The organism is Pseudoalteromonas sp. L23 (assembly GCF_021728455.1).
In the GTDB taxonomy this organism is placed as follows: Bacteria; Pseudomonadota; Gammaproteobacteria; order Enterobacterales; family Alteromonadaceae; genus Pseudoalteromonas.
Map to the genome: position 1 here is coordinate 273,387 of NZ_JAKKCW010000001.1, position 18,358 is coordinate 291,744.

Annotated in this window: 17 protein-coding genes; 10 read left to right on the plus strand and 7 right to left on the minus strand. The window is 41.7% G+C overall.

Annotation, left to right across the window (positions count from 1 at the left end; translation table 11 throughout):
• The first annotated feature begins 64 nt into the window (after positions 1 to 64).
• Positions 65 to 2,425 carry an EAL domain-containing protein gene (locus L3V43_RS01290; RefSeq protein ID WP_237115873.1) on the plus strand — a complete coding sequence of 787 codons (2,361 nt, stop codon included), beginning with the start codon at positions 65 to 67 and terminating at the stop codon, positions 2,423 to 2,425.
• A 46-nt stretch (positions 2,426 to 2,471) separates the two neighbouring features.
• Here L3V43_RS01290 and metE read toward each other — a convergent pair whose 3' ends face one another.
• Entirely contained in the window at positions 2,472 to 4,748 is a 2,277-nt protein-coding gene (metE, locus tag L3V43_RS01295) for a 5-methyltetrahydropteroyltriglutamate--homocysteine S-methyltransferase (RefSeq protein WP_267134924.1), read from the minus strand.
• 289 nt (positions 4,749 to 5,037) lie between these two features.
• Here metE and L3V43_RS01300 point away from each other — a divergent pair, with 289 nt between their 5' ends.
• The 3 genes from L3V43_RS01300 to L3V43_RS01310 all read left to right on the plus strand — a co-directional run bounded on the left by L3V43_RS01300 (position 5,038) and on the right by L3V43_RS01310 (position 7,307).
• Positions 5,038 to 5,925, plus strand: coding sequence for a LysR substrate-binding domain-containing protein (locus tag L3V43_RS01300; RefSeq protein ID WP_010606609.1), 888 nt, complete (start codon positions 5,038 to 5,040; stop codon positions 5,923 to 5,925).
• 100 nt (positions 5,926 to 6,025) lie between these two features.
• The gene (locus L3V43_RS01305) at positions 6,026 to 6,790 is read left to right on the plus strand and encodes an ElyC/SanA/YdcF family protein (protein WP_102057234.1); all 765 of its coding nucleotides are present in this window, start codon (positions 6,026 to 6,028) and stop codon (positions 6,788 to 6,790) included.
• Between the two features lie 145 nt (positions 6,791 to 6,935).
• Complete coding sequence (locus L3V43_RS01310) at positions 6,936 to 7,307, plus strand: hypothetical protein (protein ID WP_010606607.1); 372 nt, start codon at positions 6,936 to 6,938, stop codon at positions 7,305 to 7,307.
• Positions 7,308 to 7,366: 59 nt separating this feature from the next.
• Here L3V43_RS01310 and L3V43_RS01315 read toward each other — a convergent pair whose 3' ends face one another.
• Complete coding sequence (locus L3V43_RS01315) at positions 7,367 to 8,701, minus strand: PepSY-associated TM helix domain-containing protein (protein WP_237115872.1); 1,335 nt, start codon at positions 8,699 to 8,701, stop codon at positions 7,367 to 7,369.
• Between the two features lie 354 nt (positions 8,702 to 9,055).
• On the opposite strand from L3V43_RS01315, the gene L3V43_RS01320 reads away from it, so the two are divergent.
• Positions 9,056 to 11,212: a TonB-dependent siderophore receptor gene (locus tag L3V43_RS01320; RefSeq protein ID WP_237115871.1), complete on the plus strand. Its 2,157-nt coding sequence runs from the start codon at positions 9,056 to 9,058 to the stop codon at positions 11,210 to 11,212.
• 362 nt (positions 11,213 to 11,574) lie between these two features.
• On the opposite strand, the gene L3V43_RS01325 is transcribed toward L3V43_RS01320, so the two are convergent.
• From L3V43_RS01325 to L3V43_RS01345, 5 genes are all read right to left on the minus strand, one after another.
• Positions 11,575 to 13,200, minus strand: a complete 1,626-nt coding sequence (locus L3V43_RS01325) for a methyl-accepting chemotaxis protein (RefSeq protein WP_267134925.1) — start codon at positions 13,198 to 13,200, stop codon at positions 11,575 to 11,577.
• 218 nt (positions 13,201 to 13,418) lie between these two features.
• Entirely contained in the window at positions 13,419 to 13,610 is a 192-nt protein-coding gene (locus L3V43_RS01330; protein WP_010606603.1) for a hypothetical protein, read from the minus strand.
• 40 nt (positions 13,611 to 13,650) lie between these two features.
• The gene (locus L3V43_RS01335) at positions 13,651 to 13,818 is read right to left on the minus strand and encodes a DUF1328 domain-containing protein (RefSeq protein ID WP_010378934.1); all 168 of its coding nucleotides are present in this window, start codon (positions 13,816 to 13,818) and stop codon (positions 13,651 to 13,653) included.
• A gap of 10 nt (positions 13,819 to 13,828) precedes the next feature.
• On the minus strand, positions 13,829 to 14,275 hold the full coding sequence (locus L3V43_RS01340; protein ID WP_235366628.1) for a PA2169 family four-helix-bundle protein: 447 nt from the start codon (positions 14,273 to 14,275) through the stop codon (positions 13,829 to 13,831).
• Between the two features lie 165 nt (positions 14,276 to 14,440).
• On the minus strand, positions 14,441 to 15,325 hold the full coding sequence (locus tag L3V43_RS01345; RefSeq protein WP_235366627.1) for a mechanosensitive ion channel family protein: 885 nt from the start codon (positions 15,323 to 15,325) through the stop codon (positions 14,441 to 14,443).
• Between the two features lie 236 nt (positions 15,326 to 15,561).
• Here L3V43_RS01345 and L3V43_RS01350 point away from each other — a divergent pair, with 236 nt between their 5' ends.
• From L3V43_RS01350 to L3V43_RS01370, 5 genes are all read left to right on the plus strand, one after another.
• Entirely contained in the window at positions 15,562 to 16,125 is a 564-nt protein-coding gene (locus L3V43_RS01350) for a BON domain-containing protein (RefSeq protein WP_010606600.1), read from the plus strand.
• Between the two features lie 62 nt (positions 16,126 to 16,187).
• Positions 16,188 to 16,763 carry an outer membrane beta-barrel protein gene (locus L3V43_RS01355; RefSeq protein ID WP_010606599.1) on the plus strand — a complete coding sequence of 192 codons (576 nt, stop codon included), beginning with the start codon at positions 16,188 to 16,190 and terminating at the stop codon, positions 16,761 to 16,763.
• 584 nt (positions 16,764 to 17,347) lie between these two features.
• Positions 17,348 to 17,677, plus strand: a complete 330-nt coding sequence (locus L3V43_RS01360; protein WP_010606598.1) for a hypothetical protein — start codon at positions 17,348 to 17,350, stop codon at positions 17,675 to 17,677.
• A 2-nt stretch (positions 17,678 to 17,679) separates the two neighbouring features.
• Positions 17,680 to 18,117: a hypothetical protein gene (locus L3V43_RS01365; RefSeq protein WP_010606597.1), complete on the plus strand. Its 438-nt coding sequence runs from the start codon at positions 17,680 to 17,682 to the stop codon at positions 18,115 to 18,117.
• Positions 18,101 to 18,355 (plus strand): hypothetical protein, encoded by a 255-nt coding sequence (locus tag L3V43_RS01370; protein WP_045989359.1) that lies wholly within the window; start codon positions 18,101 to 18,103, stop codon positions 18,353 to 18,355. Before L3V43_RS01365 ends, L3V43_RS01370 begins: the two co-directional genes overlap by 17 nt.
• Positions 18,356 to 18,358 lie beyond the last annotated feature (3 nt).

Consider the following 18,358-nt stretch of genomic DNA (forward strand, 5'->3'; position numbering starts at 1 on the left):
CACAATATTGGTAAATATGTACAATTTAAGTTAACTTAGTAGCATCTTTTCATGAGAAATATGTATGCTATCTGAGAACCAAAAATTAGAATCAAAAACTGAGCAGCTTAGCATCATTAACCAGTTTTCTTCGTCGCTGCTGCATCTAACCAAACTTGACGAATTATTTGAATACGTTACGACACAGGTTGTCAACCGACTGGGGTTTGTCGATTGTGTTATCTATCTCGCTGATCCTTACCAAGAATATCTAGAAGTCGCTGCAAGTATGGGCGTTTCCCATGCTAATGGTGATTATCGTGTTGAACAAACCAAGATAAAGATTGGTTTAGGTATTACTGGTCAAGTAGCAACGACTAGAGCGCCCTTTATTTCTGGAAACGTCGCCGCTCACCCTATGTACATTGCTGACTTACGACCCGCCATGTCAGAGCTTTGTGTACCACTTGAGTATGACGGTCATTTAATCGGTGTGATTGACTGTGAGCATCCAGAGGCCGATTATTTTACCTCCGCGCATTTACAGATATTATCGACGGTCGCACATCTGCTCAGTGCCAAAATCCATCAGTTACGTACCTTAGAAAACCTCCAAACCACGATTGCCCAGTTACACCAAGCACAGAATTTAGAAAAGTCCCTGCTTAAAATTGCAAACATCACTTACCGCTTTGAGAACCTTGAAGCTTTTTATGATGACTTATATAAAATCATTGCCTCTCAGCTTTGCGCCGAGAACTTCTTTATCGGCCTTTATGATACTCAACAGGATATTTTAGAAATCGATTATTTGATTGAGGGAGGCGAAAAATGTAATGCACATCAAAAAGTATCAAAAGATCAGATTAAGCATACTGCATCCTACTATATTCTGAAGAACCAACGACCACTGCTGTGTGATAACAATCAATTTAGAATGCACATTACGCGGGGTGATTTTAAAATGGTGGGCCGCTCGCCGCGCTCTTGGTTAGGCGTACCATTTTTGGTTAATAATCAATATCAGGGCGTGATTGTACTGCAAAGCTACAATAACGACCAAGCTTTCGTGAATCATGATTTATCTATTTTGACTTATATAAGTCGCCAAGTCAGCATGGCCATAGACCGGCAGCTTTCACGACAAGCGTTAGAGCATAGAGCCTTACATGACGACTTAACAGGTCTTGCCAATCGCTATTTATTGTTAGAGCGGATCAAGCATGCCATTTTGAGGCTTGCACGAATCGAGTCCTCTAATTTGCACTGCCTAATTTATCTGGATTTAGACAGATTTAAGAGCATTAATGACTCACTTGGCCACGATGTTGGAGACCATTTCTTGATTGCTATTGTCGAGATGATAAATGGCTGTATTCGCAAAACCGATACATTCGCGCGGCTCGGGGGTGATGAGTTTGCAATTTTTATGGAAAATGTCCAAGACAGGCAACAAGTCACTCTGCTACTTGATAGGATCACCACAGCAATAACCAAGCCCCTTCATATAGATGGTCATGTTCTGCAAGCTTCTGGCAGTATTGGCGTTGCGTTCACTGATAACGAGTCCGATAGCGCAATTAATTTACTGCAGCAAGCAGATGCCGCCATGTACGAAGCAAAATCTTCGGGTCGGGGTCAGGTCTGCTATTTTAATAATGCCATGCGCAAGCGCCTAAAACAGCAAGCCGATATTGAAAATGATCTGCAACATGGCATAAAAAACAATGAATTTGCGCTGTACTATCAGCCGATATTTTCTCTCACGACTGGCGCTATTGTGAGCTTTGAAGCCCTTGTCCGTTGGTTTCACCCCAAAAATGGTCTCGTCTCTCCAGATGCTTTTATTCCAATTGCAGAGCAAACCGGACAGATCATTGAACTTGACTTACATTTGTTGGAATTAGCAGCCAAACAACTCAAACGTTGGAAAGCGCAAAAGCTGCCGAAGACTCGTGTTACGGTAAATGTTTCATCGCGACATTTCGCAAGCTTAGAGTTCGTTGATACGATCCAGCAACTTTATCATCATTATGAGCTTACACCTGGCTCTTTATGTTTGGAAATCACAGAATCTGGATTAATAGCAAACTTAGCTCTCGCAACCAAAATTATTCAAGGATTAGAATCCCTTGGAGTGAAGCTTTATCTTGACGACTTTGGCACCGGTTACTCTGCTTTAGGTTATTTGCACCAGCTCCCCATTCATGTGCTTAAAATTGATAAGAGCTTTATTGACCAACTAACTGAAAGAGAAAACCCCCTAGTTGATGCGATTTTGAAGCTTGCACAATCACTTAACCTGACCGTTGTCGCCGAAGGTATCGAGCTCGAAACCCAGTGGCAGCTATTAAAGCAAAAAGGCTGTCAGTTTGGACAAGGTTATATTGTTTCCAAACCACTCGCCGCAGATCAAGCGATGGCATTTTTACTGAGTAGAAACTAGCAAATACCCATTGTTTATAAACAATGGGTATTTAGACTGGTTTAGTTTAACTTCTACCTAATTCGCTTCTAAGCTCCTTGGTTGCTGCCACCATATTCTCAAGTGCAGCCCGGGTTTCTGTCCATGCTCGAGTTTTAAGCCCACAATCAGGGTTCACCCATAATCTTTCTACTGGGATTTTCTTCGCTGCTTTGTGAATTAGGTCTTTTATCCATACCACCTCAGGTACGTTTGGCGTGTGAATATCATAAACGCCAGGCCCGATGTCATTGGGGTAGTCAAAATCTTCAAAGGCGTCGAGTAAGGTCATATTTGAACGTGACGTTTCAATTGTGATCACGTCCGCATCCATATCCGCTATGGCGGCGATAATATCGTTAAACTCCGAATAACACATATGCGTATGGATCTGTGTTTCGTCATTCACACCACTTGCAGATACCCTAAACGCATATGCCGCCCACGCTAAGTAAGTTTTCCACTGACTGGCTTTGAGTGGCATCCCTTCTCTAAATGCAGGCTCATCGATTTGGATCACCTTAATCCCTGCATTTTGCAAATCCACTACTTCATCTCTCAGTGCTAATGCGATTTGATTCGCGATGCTCGGCTTATCTAAGTCATCTCTGACAAACGACCAAAATAAAATAGTCACCGGCCCTGTTAGCATGCCCTTCATCGGTTTTTTGGTTAAGCTCTGTGCATAACTCGTCCACTTCACTGTCATTGGTGCTGCACGCGAGACATCTCCCCAGATCACAGGGGGTTTAACACAGCGCGACCCATAACTTTGCACCCAACCAAACTGAGTAAAGGCAAAACCTTCGAGTAATTCACCAAAATACTCAACCATATCATTGCGCTCTGCTTCGCCATGTACAAGCACATCTAAGTTAAGCGCTTCTTGTTCTTCAACGGCATAACGGATCTCCGCTTCCATCTGGCTTTGATAAGCATCAGTACTCAACGTACCCGCTTTATAATCACGTCGCGCCTTACGAATAGCTTGGGTTTGTGGGAAAGAGCCTATCGTTGTGGTTGGCAATAAGGGTAAATTTAGCGATTGTGCTTGCTTTTTAATTCTGGTTGCGAATTCACTCGTGCGTTGACCGTCTTTTGCTGTAAGCGCTGAAACACGCTGCTGCACCTCATTATTATTCACTCGAGTAGAAGTCAAACGCGCTTTTACAGGCTTAGAATATTCGACCAACTGGGTAATATCACGCTGCTCCAATGCATTTTTCAATAATGCCAGCTCTTGCCCTTTTTGTTTGGCAAATGCGAGCCAAGACTTTAACTCACTATCAAGCTTTTGCTCTTGCTCTAAGTCCACTGGCGTATGTAATAATGAGCACGAAGGAGCGAGCCAGAGATTATCACCGCGACGTTCATGAACCAGAGCAAGTTGCTGATATACACCTTCGAGATCCGAGCGCCAAATGTTACGACCATTCACAATTCCGAGAGACAGTACGCTATCTTGCCCAACTACTTCCTCTAACGCAGCCAAGTCGTAGTTTGCCGTTACGCAGTCAAAATGCACGCCTTCTACGGGGTAAGATTGAATATCTTCAACATGCGCTTGTACGGAGTCAAAATAACTGGCCAACAACACTTTTACTCCTTGGCCACTCAACGCATCAAAACTCCGGCGCAGCGCGTTACGATAAGCATCGTCGATTTCCAGTGCTAAAATAGGTTCATCAATTTGTACCCACTCAACACCTTGAGCTGCAAGCTTGGCAAGTACCTGCTGATATACAGCCAATAACTTATCTAATAAAACTAATTTATCAAACTCTTGGCCAACACATTTAGCTAAGTAGAGATAGGTTACCGGGCCGACCAAGACGGGTTTTGCTCGGTAGCCAAGTAATTGTGCTTCCTCTACTTGAATGAATAACTCAGTCCAAGTCAGAGCAAACTCCTGTGTTTGAGTTAGCTCAGGGACGATGTAATGATAATTGGTGTTGAACCATTTTGTCATTTCACTTGCTGCACACGCACAGCCGCTAGGTGCTCGACCCCTGCCAATCCGAAACAAAGTATCGAGATTTACAGACTCATCATTTTTGTGACGACTAGGAATAGCGCCGACAAGTAATGAAATATTCAACACGTGATCATACCAAGCAAAATCGCCGACAGGGAGAAGGTCAACACCAGCATCAGCTTGCAATGCCCAATTTTCTGCACGAATGCGCTTTCCTTCCGCGATTAAGTCGTCTTGCGTTAAGTCGCCCGACCAATAGCGCTCTACTGCAAATTTAAGTTCACGTTTTTTGCCTACGCGTGGAAAACCCAAATTATGTGTTAATGCCATGATTTTAATTCCGTCTAGATGTATGGATGTCTAAATTTAATTATCATAATCAAAAACAACAATTGATGCTTTTTCAGATTTCATATGAATAAAATTAATTTGTAATTTTTTGCAAAATTTTTACAGAAGTAGTGACAACGCTGTCATTTTTAGTGTTATAGTGGATTTGTGAATTTTTGAACAATTCACCGCAGGTATTTAGACGTCTAGACATTGATAATAACTAAATAGAATCGTAATATTGAGTAATGCTGAGATTTGCTCACTTCAAATATGAGAATTGTTGATAATGATTGATATAAAGCACCTAAAGACTATCTCCACCTTGAAAGAAACTGGTTCTCTTGTGAATACAGCACGAGAGCTATTCCTGACTCAATCCGCTTTATCTCATCAGATCAAAGATCTAGAGAACAAACTCGACTGCCAACTATTCGAGCGCAAGACCCAACCGGTACGCTTTACCCCTCAAGGCATGTTGCTATTAGAGCTCGCCAATGATGTATTGCCTAAAGTTGAAGCAACAAAGTGTCGTTTGAAGGAAAGCCTTAACCAGCCCATCTCACAACTCAGATTAAGCGTGGAATGTCATGCTTGTTTTCACTGGTTGCTGCCAACAATTAAAGAATTCAATACCTTTTGGCCTGACATTAAAGTCGATTACGAACGAGGCTTTAGCTATGATGCGATTCCTGACCTTATTGAAGATGAGCTGGACTTAGTGCTTACTTCGGACATTCGAGAACCAGAACAGCTCGAATACGCGCATCTTTTTGACTTTAAATTAAAGTTAATCGTTGCACCAGATCACGAATTGGCCAAGAAGGCCTATGTCACAGCACTCGACCTAAAAGATGAAACCATCATTTCTTACCCTATTCCTCGCGAGCGTCAGGACATATTTAAGCACTTTATTCAAAATGCACGCTTTGATGGTACGCTAAAAACCGTCGATCAAGGTTTATTAATCTTCCAACTTGTGAGTGCAGGTATGGGGGTTGCGGCATTACCAGACTGGTTGGTCACACCGTATGAAAGCCAAGGGCTGATTAAATCGATTCCTCTAGGCGCTCTTGGGCTAAATCGTCCAATGTATTTAGCAATGAAGAAAAGCATGAAAGATAACCCTGTTTATCGCCATTTTCTGAATACCTGCCGTAAAACCACGGCAAGATAGTTGACTGGGCTCTTTTTGAGCCCTAATTGTTATACATTTCTACAGCTCCCATCTCATGCTAGCATTGCGTCAGGCTTATCTAAATCTAAGGCATGTTTAAATGTTTGAAGTCAAAAAGGTTATCGGTCAACTTCTGATGCCGTTACCGTTATCTTTGGTTGCACTTATGGGGCTCATGTTTTTTATCGCCAAAACACGCAAAGGGTCGTATATCGCAGTCTGGTTGGTCCTACTAACTACTTGGAGCATATCCACTCCTTATGTCGCGCAACACATTATCGAGTGGGATAAGGGCACGCTCACCGCATTCAATCCAAGCAGGCACAAAAACATAGACAGAATTGTTGTGCTTGGTTGTAATTTATACCCCGATGATTCCCTCCCCAGTAATGCTCAATTAGGTAGTTGCGGTTTAGCTCGACTAGTTGAAGGCATTAGACTTGCTAATATTTACCCAAAAGCCCAGCTGTATGTTTCTGGTTATGGCTATGGCAACGCAACAAGCGCAGGACTCATGGCTAAAACTGCACAGAGCTTAGGTATTTCCGCTACCCGTATCAAGCAAAACCACAATGCCAAAGACACCGCAGACGAAGCGAAAATGCTCGCGCCCGTTTTGGTAGATTATGATGTTGCACTTGTCACGTCAGCTTCGCACATGAAACGCGCAAAAAACCTATTTGAAGCACAAGGCGTTGAAGTATTCCCTGCCCCGACAGAGTTTTATAATTTTAAGTCACTCCCATTAAGTCGGCAGTTTATCGCAAATGATAAGGCGCTAGATATAGTCACTCGAATTTGGCATGAACAAGTTGGTAGTATGTGGATCACGATACGTCGCATTATCGACCCTGAAGCACTTTAAGCGTCGAAAAAGGCATCAAAACCAGGCTAAAGTTCGATAAATTGGCGCTGAAAAACGTAAAAAATTGAAAATTTGCGCAAATATGGGTATAAATAGAGTTTAATCTTAACCCGCGTATCCGCGTACAACACGACTAGGATCTACGATGAGTAAACTAGATAAAACTGAAGTACTAAGCGCTTTCGAAGCTGCGTACGAAGCTGCACATGGCAAAAAGCCTGAAATCACTGCAAAGCCAGGTTGGTATAGCATCGATGGTGGCAAAAACATGCGTCTTGCTGAGGTAGCTGAATTAACAGAAGAGCTAACTTCAGGGTCAGCTGTAGCAAGTGAGACAACGCAGGCGCCTGCCAAAAAAGCGAAAACGACTAAGAAAGCGCCGAAGGCAGCAGCTGTAAAATCAGCAAGCTTTACTATCGTTACAGAAAACGAAGATGGCTTCAAAGCGGAAGAACAGTGGATTGCTGAACTAGCAGCAAAAGATCACGACTGTCGCTTACCTCGTGGTGTTGTGTAAGCACAGTTTCATGAGTGAAGAAACCTCGCTGCTGCGAGGTTTTTTTTGGTCAGCTGCAATTAATACCGATTCAACCTGAGCGAAGAAGAGCTATTTTTATGACGTAAATTGAGCAGGGCGGCGCTCCAAACCAGGATAATCAAGCAAGTGAGTGACACCCAGCCTAATAAAAAAGTCAACGAAGCAAGCGGCAATTCCGGCCACTTTCCTGCCATACCATAACCCGCAATTGTGCGATGGGCGTAAAAACAAATGCATAAGACCAATCCGAAACTCAACGCTAGTGATACCATTACACCTCGGTACTTATCTTTGCGGCGCAATTTAAACTGCCGCTTGATATACATGTAAGTACCACTGAGAACCAAAAATGAGAGCACAACCCCAAATATAAACCACAGTATCTTCCCCCATATCCCCGCAAAATTGCCAAAATGTAGAGGGTCTGCGGTGTCGGATAATCGCCAATATAGTCCTTGGCTCGATGCTGTTTGGCTATAAACAACTTCCCCCGTGTAAGGGTTGACATAGATCTTGTTTGCCCTATCCCGAACTATCCAATCCTGCGATTGTCCTTCAGCATAAAAATAACCCCCAGAATAGCGAATAGCTTTCACCTCAAGATCGGGTCTCGTCGCTTTTACTATTGCGAATAATTCCACAACAGACAATTGTGGTTTATCCTGTCTCGGCAGTTCTGCCAAGGGATTAACGGCAAAATCCCCAACATCAGTATAAGCTGTTTTACCATCGACCATATCCATTCGTACAAACTCAAATAGATACCAGATACTCGTAAGCGAAATAACAACCGCAAGCCATAAGCCCCACGTCCCACTTATTTTATGCATACTTGCCATTTTGGCACGTGCATCCCCGCTAAACGTAAATACAAATAACTTTTTCCACCAGAGGCGATATACATAATGCGCACTCACGGTCGAAATACACAAAGGAACTGCAAAGATAAGCACAAGATAGTATGAAATGATGCTGTCAAACACGCCGAAAAAATGCATGTGGAAATCGCGAAAAAAGCGCTGAATATTAAAAAAACTACTTTCACCTTGGATAGCTCCTGAAAGTGGATCGACATAAACGTGTTGCCAAGGACTATCAGGCATCCGCATCACGATATCATACGAAAAATAGGTATCAGGACCTGTAAAGGCAATCCCTATTCGGGCGTCAGGATACGCCTTTTGTACCATCTCGTAAGCTGCTGCTAAGCTTATGTTTGATTGCCCGTCTACTGCCCTCACCTGATCGTTGAATAGCCAATCTAGTTCGTGGGCAATACTCGCAAACGCGCCAGTCCAGCATATTATGAACAGCAACACCCCAAACCACACGCCACTCAAACTATGCCAGTTGAACCATTGTTTTGCCGTCATGGACCACCCAATAGCGAAGACATAAAACGACTTCACTTCCTTGCCTTGTATTAATATTCAAACATAGATAAGCCCCCGTGACAGTGCTATCCAACCTAATTGACATCCCACCTAACAATCAGATCCTAACAACTATGAGATTTGGGTAAGCCATTATTTTTGCAATAATTCATTTTTTGCATTACCCCTTATAGTAACAAAAAGAATTATCATTTAGAATTGAAAATAATTTCTGTTTTCATTTAGAACCATTCAAAAGCTTGGTTCAATCTCAGAAAAATAGCTCCTACATATCATAGGAACTTTCATCTTTATCTCTTGTGACGAAAAAACAATTTAGGAAAGGAAACACCCATGCAAACCAAAGCGCATCAATCTACAGCACTAGCTCTGATGTTATCACTCCTTTATTTTTCTCCAAATGCGGCAGCAAAAGCCGAGCGCGACAATATTGAACGGATCAGTGTTGTAGGCCAGCCAATCAAGCGTAACTCGGGTCCAACAGGACTTGACCTTACCATTAAAGAAACCCCCCAGTCTGTTACCGTGTTAAGCCACGACTACATAAAAGACTTCGAACTGAATGACCTTGAGGACATCATGGTACAGGCAACAGGTATCTCAAGATACAAATTTGGCGCGGGTGATAATACTGAGTTTACTTCTCGTGGGTATCTCGTCAATGCATTGGTTAAAGATGGCTTACCGACCTCAATTGCTGGACCACAAGAGAGTCGCTTAGACACTATTGTCTATGACCGAGTAGAGGTTCTTCGGGGCGCTGCGGGGTTAATGGCGGGTGCAGGACAACCATCGGCAACCTTAAATGTCATCACAAAACAACCAGACCGAGGTGGATTTGTTAAAGTTGGTGCCGAGATTGGCTCTTGGAATAAAGTGCGTACACACATAGATGCAACAGGCTCCCTAACGAAAGATGAAGCATTGGCCGGACGAGTTATTCTAGCCTATGAGGAAAAAGATAGCTTTGTCGACAAAGAAAATAGTAATAAGATCGTTGCATACACCCAGTTGCATCATTATTTTTCTGAAGATACCGAAGCCTCTTTTAGTGTTCATTATCAAGACAATGAACTGAAACTATCACCGTGGGGATTACCAATTTTTTACTCTGATGGTAGTTCCGTTGAAATAGACAAGAAAACAAATTTATCATCGCCAGATAGTCACAACGGCAATACCCACCAAAGTTATCATTTAAAATTATCTCACCAAATCAATTTAGATTGGGAACTTAACTTTGGCGCACAATACAGTAAAACAGAAGCTGACATTACCTTGACCTACTTTAGTGGTAACCCAGACAAAGAAACAGGCCTTGGCCTTCAAGGCGGTGACAGACGCTGGGTTGAAACGGTTGATGGGACTAATTTTATTTTGGGACTGGTTGGTCGGTTTGAGTTATTTGACCGCGCACATCAGGTGAATATCACCTATTTAAATGCCGATTTTGAGTCCACAGACGATCGCTTCGAAGAGCTGGATGAAAACGCGAGAACAGTATTTTATCCACTCCAATCGATTAATAACCTTCACCCAGCCGCTCATTTAACTGCGACAGATAAGCAATTTATTGGCTATTGGGACAAAACGACGAAAGAACAGAGTATTGCACTCAGCAGTAAGTTAACGTTAACGGATGACCTTCATGCCATTGTTGGTGTCAAATTTTTTGATTATGAACGTACCAATGAACGTGACTTTGCTTGGAGCGGGTTCTCAAGCGACAAAGGTGAAGAAACGGGTGAGAGCTTATACTTAGGGCTGGTTTACAATCTCAATGACCAGATCAGTACGTATGCAAGTTATACCGATGCTTATGAGCCGCAACTGGATAAAGTGGATGCCAATTTAAATCAATTAGCACCAATCACCGCTCGGAACTTAGAAGTCGGCATTAAAACCACACTTTGGGACGACAAGTTACGCTTAAATGTCGCTTATTTTGATAGTTTAAAGGAAGACTTCGGTGTTGTTATCCCCGAATATGCAGACGAAAGACCTGCTAGGTATCGACCCGTAGATGGTGCAGAAGCTGATGGATTTGAAGTTGAATTAGAAGCAAAACTGACAGATGATTGGCAAGTAAACTTTGGTTACAGTGATTTTGATGTTGTCGATGAGCATGGCGAAGATATTAACTTGTATGCACCAAGACAAACGCTCAATGCGAGCACCAAGTATACTTATGGAGCTTGGCGATTAGGGCTAAATGCAACTTGGGATACGGACAGAAAAGTCGATATTTTAAACGTCCCAGGAGTTGACCTTGGACTTCCAACAGGTGGTCGTCGAGGCGCAGTGCGTGCAGATCAAGATAGCCAGCTTTTACTAAATGCACACGTCAAATATCAATTTTCTAGCCAACTGAGCGTTAAACTGAATATCAGTAATCTCACAGATGAAGGCTATTACGATACTTACGGTTTCGTGCCGAAAAAGTACAGCGAGCCTAGAGCATACAATTTAAGTATGGAATATCTGTTTTAACGTAAAGCACTATGCAAATGCTGTGGCGTGATAGGGTTACAACACCTTTAAAACTTAGCTGCAGCAGCAAAATGCCTATAATACCAATTGAATTAATTCTCTAATCAATTTGAAGGGTGAAATAGCATATTAGCTTCGTTAAAAATTTCTCATTTAGAACAACTAAATAGCAAAATTTTTGCCTTGCTACTAAAGCTATTTCCCCGCTTCAAGATAGATCATTTACTTAATACAACTGGTATAAATAAAGCGCGGGTTTCTGACTAGAAACCCGCGCTTTTCTATCTCACACCAATTAACGTAACTGTGTTTTCAAGCCCAAAAGCGAAACCTCTCAAATTAAGTGCTTAGTCGAGTTGCCATTAAACCTTAAATACCGACACTTGACCGTTTAACTGCTCAGCTAGCGCTTCTAAGTCATTACTCACATCTGCATTACTCTGCGCACTTCGAGTAATTTCAGAAATACTGCTACTGAAATCATTAATATTTTCGCTGATTTCCGCAACCACCGTTGTTTGTTCTTCCGTTGCCGTTGAAACCTGAATATTCATACCGACGATTTCATCCACCGCCTTGTCTATATCAGTCATGATTTGAGCTGACTCATTGGCCCTATCAACTCCTGCGGCTGCACTCGACTGTGCATTCTCCATTGACGACACGGCATTTTGTGCCATGCCCTGTAACTTACTGATCATATCTCGGATCGATTCCGTAGCTTTTTGCGTGTTGTGTGCCAATTGCCTAACTTCATCAGCAACAACCGCGAAGCCTCGACCTGATTCCCCAGCTCTCGCCGCTTCTATTGCAGCGTTTAATGCCAAAAGATTTGTTTGTTCAGCCACACCTTGGATCATTAGCACGACTTGGTTGATTTCATTCGACTGGTCGTTCAACGCTTTAATTAACTGCGCGTTATCTCCCACCTCACTGGCAAGGCGCTCGATGGCCTGAATATTTTGCGAAATAACATCCATCCCCTGCTTTGCAAGCTGACCCGACATCTCTGCTTTGTTTGCGGTATTCATTGCATTATGTGCAACCTCCTGAATTGCACTACTCATTTCTGTCGCTGCGGTTGCGATCATTACCGTTTGCTGCTCTTGTTCTTGTGAAGTGCCCGCAATTGACTGACTAATTCCATTTAGCTCATTGGATGTTGAGGACAGACTATTCACCATCGTAACTAGGTTGGTAACTAACTCATGTAAGCTCGACACCATAGTATTGAAGTCGTTTCCTATCTCACTCAGCTCGTCCTGCCCCTCAACCACTACACGTTGGGTTAAATCAGCATCTCTTGCAATGTTGCCAATACGCATACGCAAACGACTGAGTGGTTCGTTAATTGACCTAAATATCAACATACCAATCAGCACCATTACGATCACAATAGTAACGGAAGAGATAATCATCGCCGTTTTTGTCGCACTGGCTTCTGAGCGGCCAACATCTCTTAGTGCACTTGCCTCTGCAAGTTGTAACTCAATTAGTGCATTGTAGCTTTCACTTAGGGGGTCAAAGGCGGCATAGAGATCGTGTACAAATTTATCATAAGGAATTTCTTCAAAAGTATTCGTATTAACACGACTCGTGTAGTTGGTAAGTAATTGTTTAACAGCAAGCTCAGCGGATTCAACCTGCTTCACCAAACTTCGCTCTTCACTCGTCAATTCTGTAGATAAATATTGGCTCCATTCTTTTTCAGCGATATTTTTAGCTTCTGCGATTTGCTTTAACGCGGCACTGTTGGATAATTGATGGCCTCGTAACTTGTGAAACGTATCCACAATAACCACCGCATAGTTATCTGACACTACTTTTATTTGCCTCAGCGGTACAACTCTGTCGTCATAAATACGGTCAATGTAATTGATAAGATTTGATAATGTTCCAATTGTAAAGATAGTAGCGAGAATAAAAAACACAGCAGGTATGCCCGAAAGCGACAACAATCTGCTTTTAACTGAAACCCTATTTAGCATAGTCTGATTTTTATTGAGTAAACATAGAAATAAAGTATTACTCAAAGTTCATAGATTACAATAATAATTGCAAATTAAGCAGCGCATTATTGATATGCATCATACTTCGTAACTGTGTCTCTTAACTGTATAGGTTTGATTTTTAAACCTATTACAAAAAAAGAGGAGAAGCTTTTATCGGCTTCTCCTCTTTTATTCCACGTCGAAATCACTTTCGCTTAACACTCTTCGTTTTCAGCGTTCATGTTCTCTTTTACATCTTCACACGCGTCTTCCACGCTATTTTCTACTTCCTGAACTGTTTCATCGAAACGCTCACCAGCATCTTCCGCCGGACCTTCGCTACAACCAAAAAGTGCTAAAATTGAAACAAAACCAAATGCTTTTGCTAATGTAATTGCTGATTTCATAATCTATCTCCTAAAACCGTTTTTGTACGTTAATTCCCTTTTACCTGGGAGCTCGTGCTTTGCCAAAAATAAACGAAATAATCATAAAGGCGATAAACACAAAGAATAGAATTTTCGCCATACCTGCCGCAGCGCCAGCGATTCCAGTGAAACCTAGCACGGCTGCGACAAGTGCTAGGAATAAAAACATTACAGCCCAACTCAACATAACATTCTCCTTAGGCAGTTAGCTCTTGCAACTGCTTCATTTGATCGTGACAAGTTTGCATTCTGGTTTGAATTTGCAGTAATACACTCTTGCATTTAGGTGGAAGATCTTTGCTTAATGCTTTATCAAGCTTGCTTAACACTTTGTCTTCCACTTCTTCTAGCTGAGAAATATAGGTGTGCTCTTTGTCGGTGCTCACCATACCAACCAACTTGGTGTACGATTCACGAATGTCGATGCTAAGCGCTGAATCTGTCTCAATTTCACCTTCGTCAATAAGAACAAATGGTTGTAGATCCGAGATTGCTTGCGCTTTATCTACAATCATTTGGTCAAATACGCGGTTTAATTCGATATTATCTAGCTTCTTTTTAGCTTCAGTGTAAAAATCAACACCACCATTTAATACTTTGATGAGCTCTTTTACCGGCCCCATGTCGTAATTTGAATCTGCCATAAATAACTCCTTTCGTTGCGATATTTAATAAGTGCATTTTGCAAATATTATTTTCTGTCCCTTTCACTAATGCAGATTAAATGCCAAATCATAAACCTTTATTATATAAGGCTTTTTAATCTAAGCACCTTCAGACCGGTGAAAATATTACAAACTAGATGTAAATTATTCCTGTGATAATTGCGTACTTAAGGTTGTGCTCCCTTTAGCATTGAAATCCATAGTCCTAATTGGGAAAGGAATTAAGATATCGTTATCAACTAATACACGGTTAATGGTGCAAATTGCTTTGTGCCTGACCACCATAAAGCCCGGATCTGCTGGGTAATCTATCCAAAACCACACTAATAGATTAATAGAGCTGTCACCAAAAGACTCTGCATAGACATCTGTTTCTTTTTGGCTTACTACGAAATCAAGCTTGTTAATTGCCTCAACAATCACCTCTCGGGCTTGCTCTGGGTCGTCCGCATACGAGATACCAACTGGTACTTCTATTCTTCGCTTGCCAAGCTTAGTGTAGTTTTGTAACTCATTCTTAAAGAGAATTTTGTTGGGGATATAAGACAGCTGGCCATAAAAGTTTTCTACTAAGGTGTTTCTCAAATTGATTTTGCTTACCGTGCCAAAGCAATCCTTGGTTCTTATAATGTCACCGACCATAAAAGGTTTTCTGACCCCCATCACAAATCCAGCGATGAGGTTCTCGGTCATGTCTTGGAATGCAAAGCCAATAGCAAGGCCAATGATCCCCGCCCCAGCCAACAATGACATTACAGCACCTGATAGTTTTACTATATCTAAAGCGAAGAAAATCCCAATGGCAATAATAGAGACTTTAAATATGGAACTAATAAGTGAAGCCACTTGTTCTGTCTTTATTGCTTTTTTAATTGCCTTTGAAAACCAAATTGAAGATATTTTAGCCAAAACAGTGAAGAATATGAGTATCATTAAGGCTAGGATCATATTCGGTAGTAACTGCACACCGGATTCAAGCCAAGAGATTAACTTATCATTAATTAACGTCCAGAATTTTTCTAAATTCATAATCAAATATTCCTATTTAAGTACTCGACAAATCTAGAATGCAGTAATCATTCCTAGTTATATTAATTAGCCGTTCATGGAAAAGGTAATTATTACAAACTAATTTACACATCTTCTCGGTAAATTCTTCCTTAAAACTTACTCTATAAAAATAAATCACATAATTATCAATAAGTTAAAGATTGGCACAACAGCTGCAACAGATAATTCGACTACGAAATTAAAGGAGTTTAATTATGAAAAAGACATTAATTGCAACTGTACTAGTATCTTCACTTACTACTGCTTCAGCATTTGCTGCTGATAACTCTTGGGAAAAAGAAGCGAGTGACGCTTGGATAGACGGTAAAGCAGAAGCAACACTGCTTTTCAACGGTGAACTGAACAACTTTGACATTAACACTGATGTAAAGAACGGCGTTGTAGTGCTAACTGGTAAAGTTGAACACTCAGTAGATAAGAAGCTAGCTGAGGAACTGGTACTAGGTATCGATGGCGTAAAAGAAGTGAAAAACGACCTGACTATCGTTGATATGTCAGATGAGCGTAAAAAAGAGCGTAATTACGAAAGCGATAGTGGCTTTACTGACGCAAAAATCGCAACCGTAATCAAGTCTCGCTACCTGTTTGACACTGATGTAGATGGTACTGACATCGATGTTGATGTTGAAGGTCTAGTCGTAACACTAAATGGTCATGTTGGTAGCGAAGCGGAGCGCAAACTTGCTGTGCAAATCGCGAAAAACGCCAATGACGTTAGAGATGTAAAAGATAACCTTCGCGTTACCACAAAATCATAAGCCAATTTTGATTTGAGGGGGGCTTTCCCCCTCCCATACTTATATTGATTTAAGGAGTAAAGATGAAACAATTAACAATTGCTGCTGCGCTACTTGCCTCTCTAGGTCTTGCATCCACAGCCGCTCACGCGGAGTCTGATTTTGGACTAGATGATTATAAAATTTACACAGGTATCGGCTATGGCCAATACTCTTTCCAATGGGAAGATCGTGAGAATGACACTTCATTCGACGACGACTCTTCTATGCTAAAAGCGTATGTGGGTACAAAAATTAATCCATATTGGAGTTTTGAACTTGCCTATGAGAACTTCGACGAAGCAAGTGACATTGACAACTCTGCTGAAATAGACGGTATTTCTTTATCTACACGTATTTCAGCTCCACTAAACGAACATTTCTCAGTGTATGCAAAAGGTGGTTGGCTTGAGTGGGATGCTGATATCTACGCGGATATTCCAGCTGTAGGTCGAGTTTCATCTAGCCTTGAGGGTGGCGACTGGCTCTATGGTGCCGGTGTTGAGTTTCACCTCAATGAAAACGTTAACATGCGGTTAGAATACACTCGCTATGAACTTGAAGACAATATCGACCCTGATATGGACGTAGCTGCCGTCTCTATCGAATATCAGTTTTAAGCAGTAATTTTGGCTCTATAGCCTCCCAATTATTTCCCCTTTGACTCAGTCCTGGCTCTTCCACAAGAGTCTGGTTTTGGCGCTACCACTTGGTAGCGCTTTTTTTGTTTCTTCTTTCATAGTAATCCCATACTAACTTACTCATTTAAGTAACTAAACCAAGGCAAGAAAACCGGACTCGTAATTCCGCCGTAGCTCGCTATCGCTAAGGCCGAAATTTATATAGGCAAGGTAATAAATTTGCTACTTTGTTACTCGAAATAAGAAGTTTATACCTATCCAACATCAGTCGAAATCTCTCATCGAGCACGAAGGTTACTAAATAAAAATCCACTGTTGCAGATCCCTGTAATCCTGCCGAGTAAAAGATACGAATGGGTTATCGCTGTTGTGAGTCAATGTAAAAGCTGCAAGCTTTGTGACCACAATACCCTGTAGGTTCTGCTATGTAACATTTACACCCTTCATTTCGCATCTACCGACAAACGATACCGAAAAACATTAACCTTATGAATTTAAACAACTTTCAAGTTGGCAAAGGGTTTGCAACCTATATAGTGAACTAAACGAATAAGGAGTAGTTTATGAGTAATCAAGCAAACCAAACACAGACAAGCAATACAGCTAAACCACAGCCAAATGGCCAAGACTCTAGCCATCCTGTTACGGATCAAATTGCAGATACATTGCATGCATCAGTAGATTCACTGCACGCTTCGGCATCTCGTACTGAAACCTCACTACGTGAAAAAAGCCATAATTCGAGTGAAGCGATTGGTGCCAAACGCAAGGAGTGGGAACGTGCGTGGAATACATCAGGTGTGAAAAAGTATGCAACGGAAAACCCAGTAAAAACGGCTGGTATCGCATTCTCACTTGGTATGTTAGCAACTATGCTGTTAAGGAATAAGTAATCATGCAAGACCAAGCTCAAATAAGAGACCGTCAAGCAGCAGCTCACGAGCGCACTCCAGCGCTCGCTGAGCTTAAAGATTCTGTGTCTCTATTATTCAACAGCTATCAGCAAATCGCAGAAGCACAACTAAACCTATTAGGTGCTAAGTTTAGAGCTAATCTAAAAACCTTATGTATTGCGCTCGGGTTAATTCTATTTTCTCTAATCTTGACAGCAATGGTGTGGGGAAGCTTGCATGTGTTATTTGCTTACGCGTTAACCTACGCGGGACTAAGTTGGTTTGTTTCGGCGGGTATCGTACTGACTATCAATATCGCGATGATTTATTACCTAATCATAACAGGGCTGAAGCTCTTTAATAATAGTATTAACGACCTGACGTCTGGGTTTTATACCCCAGTTGCGAAGCAGGAGGCTAGCAATGACGAAGCTCGCTGAATTCATCACTGATAAGTTGCACCAAGAAGTGGTGATTGAGAAGAAAAAGCTCATTACCGCTAAACATTTTAATCAACTTACCCAAGTGAAAGCCAAGAAGGTATTCACCGGCGCGATTAGCTCTCCTCAAGGGTTGGGCTTCATGTTTATGTTTGGCGCACTCAGCGCTAAATATGGCAAGTTTGGCGCACTAAGAAAAATCGTACTTTTACAAAGAATAGCTCAAGGTATCATTTAACTC

Coding starts and splice junctions, on each gene's coding strand:
- L3V43_RS01290 (WP_237115873.1), top strand. CDS start 65: ATGCTATCTGAGAACCAAAAATTAGAATCAAAAACTGAGCAGCTTAGC.
- metE (WP_267134924.1), bottom strand. CDS start 4,748: ATGGCATTAACACATAATTTGGGTTTTCCACGCGTAGGCAAAAAACGT.
- L3V43_RS01300 (WP_010606609.1), top strand. CDS start 5,038: ATGATTGATATAAAGCACCTAAAGACTATCTCCACCTTGAAAGAAACT.
- L3V43_RS01305 (WP_102057234.1), top strand. CDS start 6,026: ATGTTTGAAGTCAAAAAGGTTATCGGTCAACTTCTGATGCCGTTACCG.
- L3V43_RS01310 (WP_010606607.1), top strand. CDS start 6,936: ATGAGTAAACTAGATAAAACTGAAGTACTAAGCGCTTTCGAAGCTGCG.
- L3V43_RS01315 (WP_237115872.1), bottom strand. CDS start 8,701: ATGACGGCAAAACAATGGTTCAACTGGCATAGTTTGAGTGGCGTGTGG.
- L3V43_RS01320 (WP_237115871.1), top strand. CDS start 9,056: ATGCAAACCAAAGCGCATCAATCTACAGCACTAGCTCTGATGTTATCA.
- L3V43_RS01325 (WP_267134925.1), bottom strand. CDS start 13,200: ATGCTAAATAGGGTTTCAGTTAAAAGCAGATTGTTGTCGCTTTCGGGC.
- L3V43_RS01330 (WP_010606603.1), bottom strand. CDS start 13,610: ATGAAATCAGCAATTACATTAGCAAAAGCATTTGGTTTTGTTTCAATT.
- L3V43_RS01335 (WP_010378934.1), bottom strand. CDS start 13,818: ATGTTGAGTTGGGCTGTAATGTTTTTATTCCTAGCACTTGTCGCAGCC.
- L3V43_RS01340 (WP_235366628.1), bottom strand. CDS start 14,275: ATGGCAGATTCAAATTACGACATGGGGCCGGTAAAAGAGCTCATCAAA.
- L3V43_RS01345 (WP_235366627.1), bottom strand. CDS start 15,325: ATGAATTTAGAAAAATTCTGGACGTTAATTAATGATAAGTTAATCTCT.
- L3V43_RS01350 (WP_010606600.1), top strand. CDS start 15,562: ATGAAAAAGACATTAATTGCAACTGTACTAGTATCTTCACTTACTACT.
- L3V43_RS01355 (WP_010606599.1), top strand. CDS start 16,188: ATGAAACAATTAACAATTGCTGCTGCGCTACTTGCCTCTCTAGGTCTT.
- L3V43_RS01360 (WP_010606598.1), top strand. CDS start 17,348: ATGAGTAATCAAGCAAACCAAACACAGACAAGCAATACAGCTAAACCA.
- L3V43_RS01365 (WP_010606597.1), top strand. CDS start 17,680: ATGCAAGACCAAGCTCAAATAAGAGACCGTCAAGCAGCAGCTCACGAG.
- L3V43_RS01370 (WP_045989359.1), top strand. CDS start 18,101: ATGACGAAGCTCGCTGAATTCATCACTGATAAGTTGCACCAAGAAGTG.